This window comes from Citrobacter europaeus, from assembly GCF_037482245.1.
In the GTDB taxonomy this organism is placed as follows: Bacteria; Pseudomonadota; Gammaproteobacteria; order Enterobacterales; family Enterobacteriaceae; genus Citrobacter; species Citrobacter europaeus.
In genome coordinates this window covers 2173214-2193382 of sequence record NZ_CP148084.1, presented here as the reverse complement: position 1 = coordinate 2193382, position 20169 = coordinate 2173214, and the positions used below count along the sequence as shown (strand labels likewise).

The 20169-nt window shown below is 48.9% G+C and carries 13 protein-coding genes and 1 pseudogene; 5 read left to right on the top strand and 9 right to left on the bottom strand.

Annotated elements, in window-relative coordinates:
• The first annotated feature begins 298 nt into the window (after positions 1–298).
• Complete coding sequence (locus WHR59_RS10260) at positions 299–2386, top strand: TonB-dependent receptor (protein ID WP_043016672.1); 2088 nt, start codon at positions 299–301, stop codon at positions 2384–2386.
• Positions 2387–2490: 104 nt separating this feature from the next.
• Here the strand turns inward: WHR59_RS10260 and WHR59_RS10255 are convergent, their stop codons facing one another.
• Positions 2491–4014, bottom strand: coding sequence for an EAL domain-containing protein (locus WHR59_RS10255; protein WP_087050674.1), 1524 nt, complete (start codon positions 4012–4014; stop codon positions 2491–2493).
• A gap of 240 nt (positions 4015–4254) precedes the next feature.
• Here WHR59_RS10255 and WHR59_RS10250 point away from each other — a divergent pair, with 240 nt between their 5' ends.
• Entirely contained in the window at positions 4255–4527 is a 273-nt protein-coding gene (locus tag WHR59_RS10250) for a hypothetical protein (RefSeq protein WP_043016674.1), read from the top strand.
• Between the two features lie 75 nt (positions 4528–4602).
• Here the strand turns inward: WHR59_RS10250 and WHR59_RS10245 are convergent, their stop codons facing one another.
• Positions 4603–8682, bottom strand: a complete 4080-nt coding sequence (locus WHR59_RS10245) for an autotransporter outer membrane beta-barrel domain-containing protein (protein WP_422388591.1) — start codon at positions 8680–8682, stop codon at positions 4603–4605.
• An 85-nt stretch (positions 8683–8767) separates the two neighbouring features.
• On the opposite strand from WHR59_RS10245, the gene WHR59_RS24480 reads away from it, so the two are divergent.
• Positions 8768–9322, top strand: coding sequence for a hypothetical protein (locus tag WHR59_RS24480; protein WP_422388595.1), 555 nt, complete (start codon positions 8768–8770; stop codon positions 9320–9322).
• Here WHR59_RS24480 and WHR59_RS24475 read toward each other — a convergent pair.
• The 7 genes and pseudogenes from WHR59_RS24475 to WHR59_RS10215 form a co-directional block, all read right to left on the bottom strand.
• Positions 9289–9357: pseudogene (locus tag WHR59_RS24475) on the bottom strand (ESPR domain-containing protein); the annotation flags it as partial. The gene WHR59_RS24480 and the pseudogene WHR59_RS24475 overlap by 34 nt on opposite strands.
• A gap of 315 nt (positions 9358–9672) precedes the next feature.
• The gene (locus tag WHR59_RS10240; protein ID WP_338843952.1) at positions 9673–10203 is read right to left on the bottom strand and encodes a hypothetical protein; all 531 of its coding nucleotides are present in this window, start codon (positions 10201–10203) and stop codon (positions 9673–9675) included.
• 595 nt (positions 10204–10798) lie between these two features.
• Positions 10799–11380: a YrbL family protein gene (locus WHR59_RS10235; RefSeq protein ID WP_043016676.1), complete on the bottom strand. Its 582-nt coding sequence runs from the start codon at positions 11378–11380 to the stop codon at positions 10799–10801.
• A gap of 332 nt (positions 11381–11712) precedes the next feature.
• Positions 11713–12594: a protease HtpX gene (gene htpX, locus WHR59_RS10230; protein ID WP_043016677.1), complete on the bottom strand. Its 882-nt coding sequence runs from the start codon at positions 12592–12594 to the stop codon at positions 11713–11715.
• Positions 12595–12786: 192 nt separating this feature from the next.
• Positions 12787–14835, bottom strand: coding sequence for a carboxy terminal-processing peptidase (gene prc, locus WHR59_RS10225; RefSeq protein ID WP_043016678.1), 2049 nt, complete (start codon positions 14833–14835; stop codon positions 12787–12789).
• Positions 14836–14854: 19 nt separating this feature from the next.
• Positions 14855–15541 carry an RNA chaperone ProQ gene (gene proQ, locus WHR59_RS10220; RefSeq protein WP_003833781.1) on the bottom strand — a complete coding sequence of 229 codons (687 nt, stop codon included), beginning with the start codon at positions 15539–15541 and terminating at the stop codon, positions 14855–14857.
• Between the two features lie 96 nt (positions 15542–15637).
• Positions 15638–16135 carry a GAF domain-containing protein gene (locus WHR59_RS10215; RefSeq protein WP_043016679.1) on the bottom strand — a complete coding sequence of 166 codons (498 nt, stop codon included), beginning with the start codon at positions 16133–16135 and terminating at the stop codon, positions 15638–15640.
• A gap of 128 nt (positions 16136–16263) precedes the next feature.
• Between WHR59_RS10215 and yebS the strand changes: the two genes are divergently transcribed.
• Together yebS and WHR59_RS10205 are read left to right on the top strand one after the other, a co-directional pair.
• The gene (gene yebS, locus WHR59_RS10210) at positions 16264–17547 is read left to right on the top strand and encodes a membrane integrity lipid transport subunit YebS (protein WP_043016680.1); all 1284 of its coding nucleotides are present in this window, start codon (positions 16264–16266) and stop codon (positions 17545–17547) included.
• Positions 17516–20149, top strand: coding sequence for a PqiB family protein (locus tag WHR59_RS10205; protein WP_338843951.1), 2634 nt, complete (start codon positions 17516–17518; stop codon positions 20147–20149). Before yebS ends, WHR59_RS10205 begins: the two co-directional genes overlap by 32 nt.
• The last annotated feature ends 20 nt before the right edge of the window (positions 20150–20169 follow it).

Sequence of the window (20169 nt, the reverse complement as noted above, 5' to 3'; positions counted from 1 at the left end):
TCTAAAATTATCATACTTTTTTCTGATACTCCGTTATGAGTACGCACTGAATTACAGAAACAGAGCAAAAGTTAGCCATTTAATTAATGGCAAATTAATAACAACCTAATGATTGCAAATACTAATTATTGGTCTTTTCCGCTATTCCCTTAGCTCAAATTAATGACAATTTATGTATATTTATTCAAGAAAAAGACCAGAAGTGATAAGTTATGTAAATACATAATGATAATTATTTGTATTATCATTCCCATCAATTATCTTACTGCCTTTGAATTTTAACAAAGGAAGTTTGACTATGCGCTTAAAACCTGTTGCTTCTGTTGTTCTGTCCTGTTTAGGATTTTCTAGTCCTCTGGTCTTCGCTGAAGATGTCATGGTGGTAACCGCTTCCGGTTACGAAAAGAAAATCACCAACGCCGCTGCCAGCGTCTCCGTTATTTCGCAGCAAGAGTTACAAACCAATAAATATAATGACTTAGGCGAAGCTCTGCGTTCTGTTGAAGGGGTCGATGTTGAAAGCAGTACCGGTAAAACCGGTGGGCTGGAGGTCAGCATCCGCGGTATGCCCGCCAGCTATACCTTGATCCTGATTGACGGTATTCGTCAAAACGGCAGCAGCGACGTGACGCCAAACGGCTTCTCTGCCATGAATACCAGCTTTATGCCTCCGCTGGCGGCAATCGACCATATTGAAGTGATCCGCGGCCCGATGTCGACGCTTTATGGCTCCGACGCAATCGGTGGCGTAGTGAATATCATCACCAAAAAAAGCACCGATAAATGGAGCACCTCCATCAATACTGGCGTTAACCTGCAAGAGAGTAATAAATGGGGTAACAGTACGGTCGCCAACTTCTGGTCAAGCGGCCCGTTAATCGCGGGCGTACTGGATATGCAGGTTCGGGGGAGCACAACCCAGCGTCAGGGTTCCAGCGTCACCTCCCTGAGCGATACCGCCTCCACCCGCGTACCTTATCCGACCGAATCGGAAAACTATAACATCGGTACGCGCCTCGACTGGAAAACGAATGAAAACAATACGCTGTGGTTAGATCTCGATTCTGCCAGACAGCGTTATGACAACGACGACGGTCAATTAGGAAACCTGACGGGGGGTTACGACAAAACGCTGCGCTACGAGCGTAACAAAGTTACCCTCGGTCACGATACCGCCTTAACGTTCGGCACCTGGAAATCCTCCCTCGGCTGGAATGAAACCGAGAACAAAGGACGACAACTGGTCTCCTCGGCACTCACGCCAGAGAACGCAGGCCGGGCCGGTGATGCGCGTGAACTTAAGAACACCAACGTCATCCTGGACTCAGTGCTGCTGACGCCATTGGGTGATTCGCACCTCTTAACCCTCGGTGGGGAATATTGGGATGCACGAATGAAAGATGGTGTGGTGCTGGCCAATACCGGTGAGACGTTCCACCAAAAAACGTGGGCAGCCTATGTGGAAGATGAATGGCATATTCTCGATTCGCTGGCCTTAACCGCAGGAACACGCTATGAGCATAACGATGTCTTTGGCGGTCATCTCAGCCCACGAGCGTATATGGTCTGGGACGTTTCCGACGAATGGACGCTCAAAGGTGGCGTAACGACAGGTTATAAAGCCCCCTCGCTGAGCCAGTTGCATAACGGGATCAGCGGCGTAACTGCGCAAGGAACGGTGAATACGGTCGGTAACCCGGACCTCAAACCGGAGGAAAGTCTCAGCTACGAAACCGGGCTGTATTACGAGAACGATGCAGGGCTTAACGCCAACGTTACTGGCTTCTATACCGAATATAAAAACAAAATTGTCTCATATTCTATCGATGATAATACCAACAGCTATACCAACAGCGGCAAGGCAAGGACCGATGGCGTTGAATTTGCCAGCACCTTCCCGCTGTGGTCAGATGTGCTGACCTTATCCCTCAACTATACCTACACCCAGAGCAAGCAAAAAGATGGTGACAATAAAGGCGCGCCATTAAGTTACACGCCAAAACATATGGCTAACGCCCGCCTGAACTGGCAGGCAACGGAAGATATGAACGCCTGGCTGAGCGCACGTTATCGCGGTAAAGCTCCACGCTTTACCGAAAATTACGACAACCTCAGCGCGGTACAAAAGGCCGTATATGACGACAAAGGCGCTGATTTAAAAGCCTGGACCGTTCTCGACATGGGGATGTCTTATAAGCTGACCAAAGACCTGACGCTTAATACAGCGATTAATAACGTGCTGGATAAAGACTTTAGTGAAGTCAAACTGTACCAGGTGGGCCGTAATAGCACCTACGCAGGTGATTATTATCAAACTGCGCAATCTACAACCGGATACGTAAACCCAGGTCGTAACTACTGGGTTTCTCTAAACTATCAGTTCTAATTTTTACAAATCCTGCTGGCCGAGCTATCACATGTATCTCAGTCAGCAGGAGCTCAAGATCTATAAGGCAACAGATATTCTTCTGGTACCGAGTTAATCCAGTTTTATTCGACAAAAACATTCACTTTAGGTTTTGACAGCAGAATAATGACGAACTCAGTGAAAGTTACGGGCTTATAGAAATAGTATCCTTGCAGGAAAACGATATTGTTTTTATTCAGGTAATCAAGCTGCGCCTTTGTTTCAACCCCTTCTGCAACGATGCTTAAAGACAGTTTACGTGCCAGTTCAAGTACACAATCTAAAATCCGGGTTGAATCGGGATGCTCATTTACCCTTCCCACAAAGCTCTGATCGATCTTGATGTAATCAATATGCAAATCATGCAAATAAGAAAGGCCAGAATAACCGGTACCAAAATCATCCAAGGCGATCACAAAGCCATTTTCATGGAGCGTATTGAGTCTCTGCACAAGATCCTCGTCCACATCCAGCGGTTCGCGCTCAGTGACTTCGATGACCAGATTGAGATCATCGTGGTTAAAACTGTCCCTGTATTGCAGGCACTCATGCACGAATGTAGGGGATATGATATGGGATGCGCTGTAGTTAATACCGACATGGAAGCCGGGTGGCAATTTGCTGGAAATAGAGTTCATATTCGCAGCGACCTGCCTCATCAGGCTTTGTGTTAGCGGCACGATCAGACCTGACTTTTCGGCGATGGGAATAAAGGAAGCGGGAGAGATATACCCGACCTTCGGATGTTTCCATCGGGCCAGCACTTCAACGCCACGTAACGTCCCCTCTCGACCATTTACGATAGGTTGATAAAAAGGCACGATCTCTCCTTTTGCTATCGCCCTACGCAACGTTTCTTCGGGGGTATCATTCTTGTTCAGATACTTATCAATGGCATAAGCAGCTGCAACAGAAATTAACAGGACAAAAACCAAAATTCCTGAGCCTTGTGTAACCAGCCTTTTTGCACTAAATAATGGTGGTTTATTATAAATAATACTGAACGGATACTTTGCGGAATTCACCTGTCCAGACGTACGAGTACTTGCTGTGACGGTTTTCACATCGCCCACTAAACCGAGTACGTTATCGCCCACGAGCAGTGAGTATGCCGCACCCTTTAATGGAACTTTTAGAGCGCCACGAATATGCACCCCACTGATCGTGACAATAATACGACTGGTTTGAAAACGAGTTTGATACAGCAGAACGGGTATCTCGTTTTCCGTATTGCCTGCGGGAGTCAGCAGCAAATTTGAATCAGTTATTACAGGAATTCGCTTAAGTAAGATCCTATTCCCCGGCAAAGACGTACACCAAACTTTCCCCTGCCGGATAATGATCAGCGTTCGCAAATGAGGCCGAAGCGCTGCCTCGGTTCCAAGTTGGTACTGAGCATCCTGGTCGCATTTTTTTTCAGCGATACGCATGGCTGTACCGGTTGCCTGGAAAGCCTCATCGAGTATGTTATCCATATTTTTCGCGGCATATCTGGCTCCTCCAAGAGTTTCCAACGAGGAGGAATACCAGAGCTGCATATTGAGAATAAAAACACCGATGAATAAAAGGCACACTGCAGCAATTACCGGTAACAATGCTTTGCGCATTCTCGTGTCCTGTGGCGAAAATTGAAAACTCATGATGATGAACATTTACGTGTTCAAATTTATCTCTACAGAGCATGGTAGACAGAAACAGAAACCGCCATAAGCCCAGTCACTCTTCCCCAATAAAAACGTAACCGTATAATTTGTATATAAAAAATCACTAAAAATAGCATGGCAAAACCGGCGTAGTACATCATCTAATTTTGCTATCATAGAAATATACGAATAAGAGGTGAGCCAATGAAAATCTTTATCACTGACAGTGACGGGAACCTGATTCCTGTTGACGGAAAAAGCGTTGTCATCGAATTGAATAGCGGCGGCACTATCGAGATCGCCGAGGAGTACAGCCGGGACGATGTTCCTGAAGGTATTAATTTGTGGGGCGGACGAGAACCCTCCCCTTCACTCTCATTCGAGGAAATCAAAGCCAGAACTGAAGGCCTTGGCGTTTATCCCATCGCAGCCAACGCTCTGCATGTATTCCCGTACAAACTTTCATCAAAAGAATAATTGCACTCATTATTGGGTTTAAAATAACCAGACTGACATACGCCAGTCTGGCTGAACTTGCCCGGCAGAATCAGCTTAGAAGTTCCATTTCACACCGACCATCGCAGCGCTGTCGTTATAGCCTTTGTCGCCAGCCTGGACCCCGATGTTGCCCCACAGATTAAGACGCGGACTCACCTGTCCTTCCACACCCACTTTTACTTCGGCGATATTTTTCGCCCCGTCCTGACGAACATTCACGCCGTCCATGGTCGTACTGAAATCACGTGAATTGTGCAGCCAGTTCAGTTCGGCAAACGGCTGGAATTCACGCTCTTTACCGTTATCCATCTGATGATGGCTCTTAATCCAGGTTTTCAGGCCCAGCCGGGTCTGTACATTGCCGTTACCATTGCTGGTGATACGGGTGCCGTTGCTTTCCTGATGATCGTCCGCCTTCACGCCCATCCAGACCGCCTGCGCCTGAGGCTGGATGTACCATTCATTCAGCGTGCCCTGACTGCCGGCAAATTCGCCCATTTTCTGGGCATATCCCATTTCCAGCGAAGCGGTCACCCCTTTCGATTTATATGACTCGCCCTGCAGGTCATCGCCTTTAACATTGTTATCAAACCAGCTGTACTGAGCCCAGCTGTCCAGCCAGGCGCCGTTATGCGACGCGTCATTGGCATACCATGTGGCATACACGCCGGTGCTGTAGCCATTGACTGAACCCCGGGAACGATAACCCGTGCGTGATGACCGGGTGTTACTGTGGTCGTTCCCGTAGCCCGCCATCACGCCCAGGTGCCAGCGGTCAAGTCCGTTCTGGCTCCATTGCGCAATGTCGCCTCCCAGCTGCAATACATAACGGTTGCTCTGGGTTTTCAGCTGGCCGCTGCCGTCACGCCAGTTGTTGTGCCCGCCAACGTGGCGCATCCACATACTGGTGACTTTCTGCTCGCCGGTCAGGGCATCGGTATACTGCGTTTCGCCCAGGCGATCGTACAAACGGGTGACGAACATGTTGTTGGCTGCCGCCAGGTTAGCCGTGTAGCTGCCGCCTTCCGGGCGCAGATCTTTATCGGGATCCGGATCCGGATTTGGTTCGGGATCCGGATTGGTTTTGCCGCTGGTCAGATACCAGTTGCCGCTGTTCTCATCCTGACCGCGCCCAAGGCTGTAGTCATATGCCCCTGCCACAATACGGCCAGCCTGGGTGAACTCACCGTCCGATGCGCCATCAACATGAATAACTTCGATCCCATCAATCGTGGCGGCCCCTTTCCCACCGGCGTTGGTGACGCTGACGGAGGTGGTGCCACTGGTATCGCCTTTCACCACCAGCTTATCCGTAACGGAATTGTCATCCCCCAGCGCGGTGTTCAGGGAAAGATGCCCACCATTCCCCGTATAATTGCCATTGACCACCAGCTGGTTACCGGCCTGCTGACCATTCACACCGGTTGCGAGGGTACCGCTGTTAACCAGGTCGCCCCCCACCGTGAACAGGAGGTTGTCGCCGGTCCCGGTTCCCACCTGCAGCACACCGGCGTTATTCACATGACCTGCAACACCCCCCGTGCCCGAGAGCATCCCCGCAGCCGCAATGTTGGCTTCGCTACTGGCCAGCGTGACCGGAGATGTACCGTCCCCCAGTACCAGGCCGCCCTGCTCAATCTCCGTTTTGCCCGTCCAGGCGGCGTTATTGCCGACGGTAATGGAGCCGGCTCCCAGCTTGGTCACATCGCCGCTACCATAAACATCGTTATTAAGCTGCCAGTCGGTATTACTGTTCAGCACCAGTGAACCGCTGTTGCTCACCTCTGCGCTGCCCAGATTTTCTGCTGTGAACGCGGTGAGCCGGGAATCCGCATCCACAGCAAATTGCCCCGTAAAGGCACTGTTGTTGCCCATCAGCGCGACATCGCTTTCGCTGAGTTCAACCCGTCCGGCATCGCTGATGCTGTTGTAAAGCGCGCCTGCGGCCTTGCTCATCGTCAGCGTTCCCGCCGCCACAATATCGCCGGTGCCAAGGCCCAGCGTGGTGTTCATCAGCACGCGCGCGCCTTCTGCAATGGTCGTTTTTGCCGTCAGCGTGCTGTTTTCACCGGTGATGGTCAGCGTGTCGCCATTGATGTTCAGCGCGCCGCTTCCGGTCAATATCCCGTCGGCTGTTCCGCCCTGCGCCAGGGTCAGGCTACCGCCATTGATGTCCAGCAGTGAGTCAGCCGCCGCCGTCAGCTTACCGACAGTCTGGCTATAACCGTTCATGTCAAAACCGGTATCAGCGGCCAGACGCAGTTCGCTGGTCTGTCCCAGAACATTATCGTTTTTCATCAGCAGGTTGCCGCTGCGTACATCGGTGATACCGGTGTAATCGTTATCCATATTCGACAGCGATACCGTCTGGCCTCTGGCGCTGTCAAGCGCCAGATCGCCAGTGCCGGTCACGCGGGCGCTGAGATCTGCGGCATTACCGGTATTCCCTTCGGCATTGAGGGTTAGGGCATTATTCCCTTGCGCAAGTAATTCGAGTTGGGTCAGACCATAATTGATGTAAAGTCCATCGCCATTTTCACCACTTGTCAGACGATAATCGTAAACACCATTTGCCACGGTCTCACCATTCTGAGTAATGTGAGATGTCTGGGCATTAGAAACCACATTACCATTCTGATCGACCAGGCTAAGATTCCCCGCACTACCTGTAACCGTGCCGTAGCTATCAGCCAATTTAACCAGGACGTCACCTTCATCCTGCTGGAGCAAAGGTAAAGTTGTGTCAGGATGCTGCGGCGTGTTCTCAAAATCGCCACCAGTACTAATTTGAATTTGCCCGCTACCGGTTAAATTCAGATCGTTTTCCGTCTGAATGAAACGATCGCTAAGCGTATCGCCAGGAGAAACAGCACCAAAAATTAATGTCCCGCCATTAAAGGCCAGACCACCAATGTTTTGTGTTCCAGTTCCAACCGATGTAGCGTTGCCAGTACCCACGGTAAGCGTGGCATTCGTTAACGCAGACGTATTGTCTGCCTCTAATGCGAACAGATTATTATTGAGAATCACATTCCCTGCGAATTCAGAACCCGTGGTATTGCTAAAGTTAAACGCATTACCATTATTATCAGCAACAAGATATCCGGCTCCGGTTAACTTATTATCAAAGCTGAACCCATTGTTTGTTGTCGCGAGCAAGCGTCCGCCACTGCTGATATTTACATCACCGGTACCGAAATTATTCTGCGTAGAGGACACCGCGGTATCCGTTGAAGCAGTGCCCGTTACGTTCCAGTTACCCGCATAGTTTTGGTTAGTACCGGTTATCTGGGCATTACCAGATACGGTTGAATTACCGCTACCTGATAATATGTTATTGAATGCACTGCCATCAGCATAAGCAATATCCAGTCCAGTATTAGTGTTTGGAGCCGTATTAACAGATACCACACCACTTCCCAGTGCTTTACTATCCGCAATGGAAAGTAAACCACCGCTAATTACCGTCCCACCAGTGTAATTTGACACAGCAGCCAGAGTAGTATGTCCTGATTGTTGCTCCACCGCGCCATCGCCATTAATCGCAATATTGAATAAATAGCCTTCAGTACCAGGTTGAGCCTGATTGATGTTATTGAAAATAACCGTATTCTGGCCATCGCCACTCATTGCTATGCTCTTGGCAGCAATAGAGGTAGGGGCACCATACTTAGCATCACCAATATAAAGCTGGGTAGCGCCGCCGGATACACTGTTTAATGTGATATCATTCTCAGCAGTCACTTTTGAAGCGTGCCCCAGGATCACTTTTGTCACGTTGTCAGCGACTGCTGACGATATATTGAAATCACCATTCGTCGTTATGCCCGTTCCTGTTGCATTCAATATCTGAAGACCCGTACCCCCTACGTTTTTACCAACAACATTTATATCTCCACCAACATTTACCACCGTTGAATAAATGCCTGCAGCAGTACTAACAGCATCAATGTTATTGATTTCAACGTTATTACTGAAAGTAAGATCGCCACCAACGTTGATACCATTCGAAGTTGAATTGTTAGTCGCTAAAAAACTACCGTTCGTAGTATCAAGAGACAGATCGCCGCCCACGTTAAGCTGGGAATTGCCCACCATCATGAACGTGCCGCCACTGGTGTTTTTTACGGTCATGTCACCCGTAACATTAATTTCGGCACCCTGCTCTGAAGAACTGGGATTTGCCAGCCATATGCTATTATGATCTGCAGTAAGACTAATGCTTTCTGCAGTTAACCTAGCCATTGCATTCGCTGAACCAAACATCCAGATGGTCGCATCTGTCGCGCCAGTATTCGTTTTAATATCACCTGCAGAGATAACACCGGCAGTCCCCCCGGATTGCTCCGATGTCAACCCTCCTAATTGGGAACCACCAATTTGCAGCATACTATTATTTCCCATTAATAGTGCACCGCTATTTTCCGCTGTTAAACTGCCGCCATTGATCCATATAGATGTATTTTCATTGGCAGGTGGCGCCATATTTATTGTTGGATTGCCACCTGTAATAATAACATCCGCACCGTTATTTACCTGCACAGTAGAGGTTGTGTTCCATTGCAAACCATCATTTATAATATCTGATGAATTGAATTCAGTATATCCATTGATTTCTAGTGCATTAACGTTCCCTGATAGTATTAATGTAACAACCGTGCTAACAGCTTTAAGGTTAAACAGCAAACTGGTAGATTTCGGGGAGAACTGGGTAGTGCTTTTACTTTTCGTTTTACCTTTACCAAACTCCGAAACCACAACCCATAAATTTTGAGCCGAATTCCATATAACACGATAAATCTTGTTCATAATCACCTTCCGAATAAGACCACGAAGCCTTTATGTTTTGGCTAATTATCATGGCGGTACAGCAATGAATATAAGGACACTCAACAGATAGCCTCTCTTTTCTGATCTTTTCCGCAGAAACATTGAGCAACCTGTACGGGGCGGATACTATTCCTGGCTCACAAAAACATCCATTTATATCGATAATTTGACGTATTATAGATACTTTATCTTATTTATATGATAAAAACAGTCATTAACACCAATTCAGTTTAATGCAAAGACAACGCAGTGTTAATGATTTGTATAGTTAAATTCCACATAGCTGTTACCACGCTAACTCCACAGCATAAATTTACGAACAAAAAAGTGCAGTTCGTTAGAATTACGTAAATTATATTTACGCGCAATAGCGATTGTTATCGACTGGAAAAACTTAACGTCAATTCTTGCTAATTTAGCAGCTTCGCTGACGCTATTTGCAGCCAGTAATAAATGAATAACATATATCTCTCGTCGGGTTAATGTCTTAAGTTGTCTGATGCTTAGTATTTTATCGATTACCTTACGGGAGTGATTTTTTTGTCCCCTGAAGATACATAAACGCCACTTGTAGAAATCATCTGTCATTTCCAAATCAACTAGTTTTCCAAGTAACCGGGAGAGCCATAATCCCCGTGAGATAGTGATTATTCTAGTATCTGCACAGACTGATTCAATTGCACGATAAAGCGCATCCAGTGTAGGAAATGAATCTACATCGCAGAAACACAATATTTTCTCTGTAAAACTCGCTTGCATCAAAGCGTCTATAGAACAACGAAGGTAAGTATCCTGAGTAAAAACAATATATTTTTGTTGCAGCAAACCAATAACTCCTGTCGTTTTCTAATTCCTGAATTTCCGTTCAGGAATCGATACTGTAGATGAGAAATCTTGTAATGTATTTACTTTTAAAAATGACACCTTCATTATAATCGGCATGCACAATGTCAGTTATTTATACTAATAAAAAATTAATTTATAGATGTTTTGGCCATAAAGATATCTGGCAGCACAGTCTGTAAAATATAAAATACAAAAAATCCACCATCGTTTCAGTAGATCATACTGTGTTGTTAAGATCAGATCCTGACCGAACTATTGGGAAAATAGTAAATATTGCTTCAAAGGAAGAGATATTTGCTATATCGAAGACAGGAATGAAAAATAGATAACGGGAGGGTTGATAAGAAAGTTCACTGGGTCTACGAGGATACTGATATCGGGTTAAGCCGATAATGAAACTGCCAGCAATCTATACTTAAGCTGCAAACATGAGCACATAAGCCGGGCAATTAAGAATATGTTTCAAGAAGTTGATATACAACGAACGTCTGAGTAAAAACCTCTATTAATCAGCTCGTTGTATTGGATATCCAGCAACAAACAATTATGATTAGACTATTTCTAACCAGTGTGGTTAAGCTTGTTGAAGGCCATTCAAATCGTTAAGCATCCGCTTGAGACATTTGATTTTATTCTTATCGCGAACTGACTGTGAAAGCTTACTGAGTTGAAAAAACGTTTTGTCACCAAACCCGTCAATGACTTTGAAGCGATACTCCTGACGCTCGCTGTCCCAGGCGTAAACAATGTTTTTACAATGCAGAGAGTTAATAATGACTCTGGTGCTGACAAACCATGCTAAAAAAGCATTCAGCTTCTGTAATTTACTGTCATCGAGTTCTTTTTTCACGGCGAGCTGATAAAGAGTTTGCGCAATATTGCCATGTTCATCGCACTCCTTCACAGTGATCTGCCCTACTCCTTTGTTTGTTTCAACAAGACCTTCGATCTTTTGCATATAAAGCGAGTCAGTTTGATGGTTAGGCTTGCACTCTTTGAGATCGCGGAAGACTTCACGTAATTTGCTTTTATAGTTAGCTATATCTGAAATAACGATTTTGATCAGCAGCTTGCTATCCTGAGGATGCTGAAAGACGTATCGGTCGTTACCTCTTGCCAGCAAGTCTTCATCTGTCAATACAAGCTCTTGTTTCATAATAGTTTTTGACTCTTACCCTAAGGAAAATGAATTCGCCTCAACTAACCTGCGTCAGTGAGTTCTGCCAGTTAAAACTATTATGTATCCATGTATTTCAATGGTAGTTAAACGAGATGCGTATTCACCCAGTTCATTTTTCTAATTGCCGCTATCACATCTTCATTACGCCGAATCCATTTGCTATCTGATGGTACTGCACACGAACTGAAGTAAATGAATCTTCTGGTAACCAGGGAGACGGGTAAATCTGTTTTGAACTCCCCGGCAAATAATATAGATAAAAAAAAGCGCGTCTGTCGACGCGCTCTTTACTTTTAGCCTGCTGCCAGTTATTTCAGGTATTCACCGCTGCGCAGCGCTTCAATACGTTTATCCAACGGAGGGTGAGTCATAAACAGCTCACTCAGCGATTTGGATTTACCGTTGATGCAGAACGCCATCATGCTGGTCGCTTCCTGCGGCTCATAGCTGGTTTTCAGACGCTGCAGCGCGGCGATCATTTTCTCACGCCCCACCAGTTTTGCTGAACCGGCATCCGCATGGAATTCACGGTGACGTGAGAACCACATGGTAATAATGCTCGCCAGAATACCAAATACCAGCTCCAGCACCGTCGCCACTGCAAAGTAAATCAACGGGTTGCCGTTACTGCTCTCACCTTCATCGCGGTTTCCACCCATAAAACCAGCGGCAATTTGCGCCAGAATACGTGAGATAAAGATAACGAAGGTGTTCACCACCCCTTGAATGAGCGTCATGGTAACCATATCGCCATTGGCAATGTGGCTGATCTCGTGCGCGATGACGGCTTCGGCTTCATCCGGGCTCATGTTTTGCAACAGGCCTGTACTCACAGCCACCAGCGAAGCATCCCGGCGCGCACCGGTAGCAAACGCGTTAATATCTGGCGCATGGTAGATTGCGACCTGTGGCATGGCGATCCCGGCCTGACGAGCCTGATTCGCTACCGTATTCATCAGCCAGCGTTCCCTTTCATTGCGGGGCTGTTCGATTACTTCCCCACCAACGGACTTTAACGCCATCCACTTGGACATCAGCAGCGAAATGAAGGAACCACCAAAACCAAACAGCAGTGCCATGATCAACAAGCCTTGAACGCTGCTTGACTGAATCCCTGTCAGGCTCAATACCAGCCCGAAAACGACCATCACAGCCAGGTTCGTCAGCAGGAAGAGCGCGATTCGCATCATAATTTTCTTTTAACCTCAATTTAACAAAACGCACTATGCGATTACCCATATCGTATGGGTCTTATGGCTATTTTCAAGCATCCATAGGTGCTAAGTCACCAGAAAGACACAACTTTACATTTTATCGTATCAGACTGACGTCTTCATGCGTTTGTTAAAAAAACAGGCACAATTTCTTGTGCCTGTTTAAGGTTATTTACCGGTTGCGGGCTGTTCCGCTGGCTTTTCTTTTTCAAGATGCGCCAGGTCGAGCGCAATTTTTACCGTTTCATCCAGGTACGGATCGGGTTCCTGGTAATCCTTCGGCAGATCGTCCAGTTTCTTCAGCAGCGGTTTGCCTTCGCGCTTAAACCGATCGTTGATACGCGCCAGACGCATTGCGTCATCTTCGTTATTCTCTTTCTCACGCTGAGCGTAATTGAGAGATGCGATGTTGCGTTTATCCTTCAGCGCATTGAAACGCGCAATGTCCTTCATGATGTACTGGAACTCAGGATCGTTGGCAATACGCGCATTGTGCTCTTTCAGCAATTCAGGCCCAAACGGCGTCAGGTTATCTGATTTGGTGTAGGTCGCGGCATCAATGCTATCCCACGGCAGCGCGTTGTCTTCAAACTTCTCACCGGTTTCAGTTTCTTCATTGCCTGTCGGCATGATGATGTCCGGCGTAACGCCTTTACGCTGCGTACTGCCACCGTTTACACGGTAGAATTTCTGGATCGTATACTGAACAGAACCGAGCGCCGGCCATTCCGGACGCAGCATCTGATCGTAAATACGGTTCAGGGAGCGATACTGCTGTACGGTGCCTTTCCCGAAGGTTGGTTCACCAACGATTAGCGCACGACCATAATCCTGCATTGCCGCGGCAAAAATCTCTGATGCCGAAGCACTGAAGCGATCGACTAACACCACCAGCGGGCCTTTGTAGTACACAACGCCGTCGGTATCGCTGTCTTCACGCACTTTACCGTTATTGTCACGAACCTGAACCACCGGGCCAGAAGGAATGAACAGACCGGAAAGTGAAACGGCTTCGGTTAGCGCGCCACCGCCGTTGGTGCGCAGATCGATAATGATGCTGCTGACGTTCTGTTTTTCCAGCTTCTGCAACTGAACTTTGACATCATCCGTCAGGCCAACATAGAAGCCAGGGATATCCAGTACGCCAACTTTTTCTTTGCCAACGGTTTTCACGGACATTTTCACGGCGCGGTCTTCGAGGCGAATACGTTCACGCGTTAACGTTACGGTGCGCGTCTTGGTACCTTTACCAGCGGGCAGGATTTCAAGGCGAACTTTGCTGCCCTTAGGTCCTTTGATCAGCGCCACGACGTCATCAAGACGCCAGCCAATCACGTCAACCATACCTTTTCCGGTCTGGCCCACGCCGACAATACGGTCGCCAACGCTTATCGCTTTGCTCTTGGCTGCCGGGCCACCCGCTACCATGGAGTTAATGACGGTATAGTCATCATCCATTTGCAAAACCGCGCCAATACCTTCCAGAGACAGGCTCATTTCAGTATTGAACTGTTCGGTATTGCGTGGAGACAGATAGTTAGTATGCGGGTCGATTTCACGGGCGAAAGCCGTCATCGCCAGAGAGAACACATCTTCGCTATTGGTCTGCGCCAGACGGCGAATCGCAAACTTGTAGCGACGCGTCAGCGTTTCACGAATTTCCGCATCGGTTTTACCGGTCAGCTTCAGGCTGAGTTCGTCAAATTTAACCTTGCCGTCCCACAGCGCGTTAAGCTCTGCTTCGCTTTTCGGCCATGGGGCTTTGCTCCGGTCGAGGTTAAAGGTGTCGGTACCGGTGAAATCCATTGGACGAGCCAGTACGCTTAATGCGTACTGATAACGCTCAAATCGACGTTTTTGCGCCAGATTATAGAGATCGTAAAAGACATCCAGTTTACCGGTACGCAGTTCATCGCCGAGGACCGTTTTCTTTTTTGCATACTGTTCGATATCGCTCGCCAGCAGCACGTTGTGGCTGTAGTCGAGCAGATTCAAATAGCGGTCAAAAATTTTTGCCGAAAACGCCTGATCCAGGTCGAACTGGCGATAGTGTGAACGCGTAAAACGCGATGTCACACGTTCGCTTACCGTCGCATGCTGGGTTTCTTCCTTTAATACGGGGATTTGATCGGCACGCGTGATATCTTCTACAGCAAGTGCCTGGCCTGCTAATGCAAGCAGACCAGCTAACGCAGTAAGCCTAAAAAAAGTGTTCATGCCAGGCCTGGCCTCCGTTTCAGAACACCAGGTGTTCTGCGCGTACAATCAAAGACATACCCGAATTCAGCTGTACACGGACGCCATCTTTGGTGATTTCTAATACGGTGGCATCCATCGCATTATTACCTGCTTTCACCTTCAGAGATTGCCCTACCGTCAGTACTGAAATATCAGATACCGGGGTATGCTGTTCTTCACGAGGAGCACGCGGTGCTTTTGCTGCTGGTTTTTCAGCGCGAGGTTTACGCTCAGCGCCTTCTTTACGACGCGGAGCAGGACGCGGCTTACGCTCACGACGCGGTGCGTCTTCTTTTTCACCGGCAGCAGCGGCCGCTTCGCGTTTTTTCGCCTGTTGCTCTGCACGTTGCGCCTGAACGCGGGCTTTAGCTTCTTCGAGCTGTTTGCGGGCATGTTCAACGTGCTGCTCATCCAGCTCACCACAAGGGTTGCCGTCAAGATCGACACGCGTTGCGCCCAATTTTACGCCATACAGATAGCGCCAGCTTGAAGTATAGAGACGTAAGGCAGAGCGGAGCTGCGTCTTGCTGAGGTTCATTTCGCCCTCAACACGCTCTACCAGATCCTGAAAAATGCCAATTTTCAGTGGGCGCGCTTCGCCTTCCGCACTAAAACACTGCGGGAAGCGTTCGGCCAGAAACGCAATGACTTCTTTACTACTATTCAACTTAGGTTGATTTTCCATGAAATTTCCTGATTACAACGGACGTAGCCAACAAGCGCAGGCATGAACAGGCGACATTATAATGACGTCATCAGTAATTGCTACGTTATCCGTTGATTATCCTGCTACGCGCGCAAAGAATTTTTTGTAATCCGTCGTTGCAAGCACGGTTTCAAGCGCTGCCACCAGCGTTCGCAGCCCCTGTTCATCCTCTTCACTGAAGCGGCCAAACGCCGTGCTATCGATATCAAGCACGCCGATCATCTGATTTTCGACGGTGATTGGCAGAACGATTTCTGCATTGCTGGCGGCATCGCATGCGATGTGCCCGTCAAAAGCATGAACGTCCTCAATGCGCTGCACCTGGTTCTGCGCTACTGCGGTACCACACACCCCGCGCCCTACCGGGATCCGCACACAGGCGATTTTTCCCTGGAAGGGTCCAAGCACCAGCGTATCGTTTTCGAGTAGATAAAAACCGGCCCAGTTTACTTCTGCAAGACGCTCGTACAACAACGCGCTGGTATTCGCCAGCGTTGCCAGAAAACTGGTTTCACCTGCCATTAATGCCTGAAAATCACGGTTCAGATCCGTGTATAGCTCTATTTTGTTCATTATTTAATCACTTGGTTGTCTTACCTAAAACTGCAGCCTACTAAAATAAACATTAAATGCGTTAATGCTCAAGATCATTCCCGTCATGAGTTAAGATAACATTACTTCAACAATTTGATTCGCGATACATGGCCTTAACGACACCACGCATCACGCCGACTAAAAAAATAGCCATCAGGTCCATTGGTGATGCAATTCCTCGTGCACATTACCATCGTTGCCCTGAATGTGACCTGATCTTTAGCTTGCCTAAAATGCGTTCGCACCAAAGTGCATTTTGCCCACGCTGTCAGGCAAAAATTCGTGACGGACGCGACTGGTCATTAACACGGCTGGCGGCAATGGCTTTCACCATGCTGCTGCTGATGCCCTTTGCCTGGGGAGAACCACTCCTGCACATCTATTTATTAGGTGTGCGCATTGACGCCAATGTGCTGCAAGGTATCTGGCAAATGACCCGACAAGGTGACCCACTCACCGCATCTTTCGTACTGTTTTGCGTTGCCGGGGCACCAATCATTCTGGTTACCTCAATCGCTTATCTATGGTTCGGCAATATTCTTGGCATGAACCTGCGCCCGGTGCTGCTGATGCTGGAAAGACTCAAAGAATGGGTGATGCTTGATATCTATCTGGTTGGTATTGGCGTCGCATCAATCAAAGTTCAGGACTATGCTTTTTTGCAACCTGGTGTGGGGCTGTTTGCTTTTATTGCGCTGGTGATCCTGAGCATTTTGACGCTGTCGCATCTTAACGTTGAGCAGCTTTGGGACCGTTTCTACCCGCAAAGACCGGCTCGTCGGCCCGATGAAAAGCTCCGCGTCTGCCTCGGCTGCCATTTTACAGGTTATCCGGACGCCCGCGGTCGCTGCCCTCGCTGCCATATCCCATTGCGCTGGCGCAGAAATCAAAGTATCCAAAAGTGTTGGGCTGCTCTGCTGGCCTCAGTAGTCCTGCTTTTGCCTGCTAATCTGCTGCCCATCTCGGTAATTTATGTCAACGGCGGCCGACAGGAAGATACGATCCTGTCAGGCATAATGTCACTGGCGAACAGCAACATCGGCGTGGCGGCGATCGTTTTTATCGCCAGTATTCTGGTGCCATTCACCAAAGTGATTGTGATGTTTACGTTGCTCATCAGCATCCATTTTAAATGTGAGCAAGGATTGCGTACCCGCATCAAACTGCTGCGTATAGTGACCTGGATTGGTCGCTGGTCGATGCTGGATCTGTTTGTTATCGCTTTAACCATGTCGCTGATTAATCGCGATCAGATACTTGCTTTTACTATGGGACCGGCTGCGTTTTATTTCGGCGCAGCGGTAATATTGACTATTCTTGCTGTGGAATGGCTGGACAGCCGCTTACTTTGGGATGCACATGAGTCAGGAAACGCCCGCTTCGCAGACTGAAGCGCAGATTAAAACTAAACGCCGTATTTCTCCGTTCTGGCTGCTGCCGTTCATCGCGCTGATGATTGCAGGATGGCTTATCTGGGGAAGCTATGAAGATCGCGGCAATACCGTAACCATTGACTTTATGTCTGCGGACGGCATTGTGCCGGGCCGTACTCCCGTTCGTTATCAGGGCGTTGAAGTGGGCACGGTGCAGGATATCAACCTCAGCAAAGATCTGCGCAAAATTGAAGTCCGCGTCAGCATCAAATCGACCATGAAAGATGCTCTGCGCAAAGATACCCAGTTCTGGCTGGTCACGCCGAAAGCGTCACTGGCCGGGGTTTCTGGTCTGGATGCGTTGGTTGGCGGCAACTATATCGGCATGATGCCCGGAACCGGCGAGCCGGAAGATCATTTCGTCGCCCTCGATACGCAACCTAAATATCGTCTGGATAATGGCGATTTGATGCTGCATCTGCGGGCCCCTGACCTCGGATCGCTCAATAGCGGTTCGCTGGTTTATTTCCGTAAGATTCCGGTGGGTCGGGTGTATGACTACACCATCAACCCAAATCATCAGGGCGTAACCATCGACGTGCTGATCGAACGTCGCTTTACTAATCTGGTGAAAAAAGGCAGCCGTTTCTGGAACGTGTCCGGCGTAAATGCCGATGTCAGCCTCAGCGGAGCGAAGATCAAGCTCGAGAGTCTGGCGGCGCTGGTCAATGGAGCCATTGCTTTTGATTCGCCTGAAGACTCAAAACCCGCGGTGGCCGATGACACGTTTGGTTTATATCAGGATCTCGCGCATAGCCAGCGCGGGGTGATCGTCAAACTTGATTTACCCAGCGGCGACGGACTCAAGGCTGGTTCAACGTCGCTGATGTATCAAGGATTAGAAGTCGGTCAACTGACCAAACTGGATTTAAATCCAGGCGGTAAAGTCACCGGCGAAATGACGGTTGATCCCAGTGTCGTAACGCTGCTGCGTGACAACACGCGGATTGAATTACACAGCCCTAAATTGTCGTTAAGCGATGCAAATATCAGTTCACTACTGACGGGGAAAACTTTCGAGCTGGTACCCGGCGAGGGCGAGCCGCGTAGCCAGTTTGCCGTGATCCCCGCTGAGAAGTCTTTATTGCACGATCCGGGCGTCATGACGTTTACGCTGACCGCGCCGGAGAGTTACGGTATTGATGCTGGCCAGCCGCTGATTCTCCACGGCGTACAGGTCGGTCAGGTGATTGAGCGCACGCTTTCCAGCAAAGGCGTCTCATTTACCGTTGCCGTTGAACCACAGCATCGTGCCCTGGTGCAAGGTGACAGTAAGTTCGTGGTCAACAGCCGTGTGGATGTCAAAGTAGGGCTTGATGGCGTTGAATTCCTTGGCGCCAGCGCCAGTGAGTGGCTCAGCGGCGGCATTCGCATTTTAACCGGTACCAAAGGTGAAATGAAAAAAAGCTACCCGCTGTATGCTAACCTGGAAAAAGCGATTGAAAACAGCCTGAGCGATCTGCCGACCACCACGGTCAGCCTGAGCGCCGAAACGTTACCTGATGTGCAGGCTGGTTCGGTGGTGCTCTATCGCAAATTCGAAGTCGGTGAAGTGATCAGCGTTCGTCCACGCGCCGATGCATTTGATATCGATCTGCATATCAAACCGGAATATCGCAATCTGTTGACCAGCAACAGCGTATTCTGGGCCGAAGGCGGGGCAAAGGTTCAGCTTAACGGCAGCGGTTTGACCGTACAGGCATCTCCCCTTTCGCGGGCGCTCAAAGGCGCGATTAGCTTCGATAACCTGAGCGGCGCCAGCGCCAGCCAACGCAAAGGCGACAAGCGTATTCTGTATGCTTCCGAAACCGCCGCGCGCGCAGTGGGCGGCCAGATTACCCTGCACGCGTTCGACGCTGGTAAACTCGCTGCCGGCATGCCAATTCGCTACCTGGGAATCGATATCGGCCAGATCCAGACGCTTGAGCTGATCACCGCCCGTAACGAAGTTCAGGCAAAAGCGGTTCTGTATCCGGAATACGTGCAAAACTTTGCCCGAAGCGGTACCCGTTTCTCCGTGATCACACCGCAAATTTCGGCGGCAGGCGTAGAGCATCTGGATACGATCTTACAGCCGTATATTAACGTTGAACCAGGACGCGGTAACCCGCGCCGTGATTTTGAGCTGCAGGAAGCCACTATCACCGACTCTCGTTACCTCGATGGTTTGAGCATTGTGGTGGAAGCGCCGGAAGCAGGTTCGCTGAATATCGGTACGCCAGTCCTGTTCAGAGGCATTGAAGTGGGTACCGTCACCGGGTTGACGCTGGGCTCGCTTTCTGACCGCGTGATGGTTGCCATGCGCATTAGCCAGCGCTATCAGCATCTGGTGCGCAACAACTCCGTGTTCTGGCTGGCATCCGGATACAATCTCGACTTTGGTTTGACTGGCGGCGTTGTGAAGACCGGTACCTTCAATCAGTTCATCCGCGGTGGTATCGCCTTCGCTACGCCGCCGGGTACGCCACTGGCCCCGAAAGCGCAGGCCGGTAAACACTTCCTGCTACTCGAAAGCGAACCAAAAGAGTGGCGTGAATGGGGCACCGCCCTGCCACGTTAATGTATCCACTGCTCCGGCGC

Bases quoted from the DNA above. Each gene is read 5' to 3' on its own strand.
- WHR59_RS24480 (WP_422388595.1), top strand. From the start codon at position 8,768: ATGCTTTCTGCAGTTAACCTAGCCATTGCATTCGCTGAACCAAACATC.
- prc (WP_043016678.1), bottom strand. From the start codon at position 14,835: ATGAACACTTTTTTTAGGCTTACTGCGTTAGCTGGTCTGCTTGCATTA.
- WHR59_RS10260 (WP_043016672.1), top strand. From the start codon at position 299: ATGCGCTTAAAACCTGTTGCTTCTGTTGTTCTGTCCTGTTTAGGATTT.
- WHR59_RS10255 (WP_087050674.1), bottom strand. From the start codon at position 4,014: ATGCGCAAAGCATTGTTACCGGTAATTGCTGCAGTGTGCCTTTTATTC.
- WHR59_RS10245 (WP_422388591.1), bottom strand. From the start codon at position 8,682: ATGACCGTAAAAAACACCAGTGGCGGCACGTTCATGATGGTGGGCAAT.
- WHR59_RS10205 (WP_338843951.1), top strand. From the start codon at position 17,516: ATGAGTCAGGAAACGCCCGCTTCGCAGACTGAAGCGCAGATTAAAACT.
- proQ (WP_003833781.1), bottom strand. From the start codon at position 15,541: ATGGAAAATCAACCTAAGTTGAATAGTAGTAAAGAAGTCATTGCGTTT.
- WHR59_RS10235 (WP_043016676.1), bottom strand. From the start codon at position 11,380: ATGAAACAAGAGCTTGTATTGACAGATGAAGACTTGCTGGCAAGAGGT.
- WHR59_RS10215 (WP_043016679.1), bottom strand. From the start codon at position 16,135: ATGAACAAAATAGAGCTATACACGGATCTGAACCGTGATTTTCAGGCA.
- htpX (WP_043016677.1), bottom strand. From the start codon at position 12,594: ATGATGCGAATCGCGCTCTTCCTGCTGACGAACCTGGCTGTGATGGTC.
- yebS (WP_043016680.1), top strand. From the start codon at position 16,264: ATGGCCTTAACGACACCACGCATCACGCCGACTAAAAAAATAGCCATC.
- WHR59_RS10250 (WP_043016674.1), top strand. From the start codon at position 4,255: ATGAAAATCTTTATCACTGACAGTGACGGGAACCTGATTCCTGTTGAC.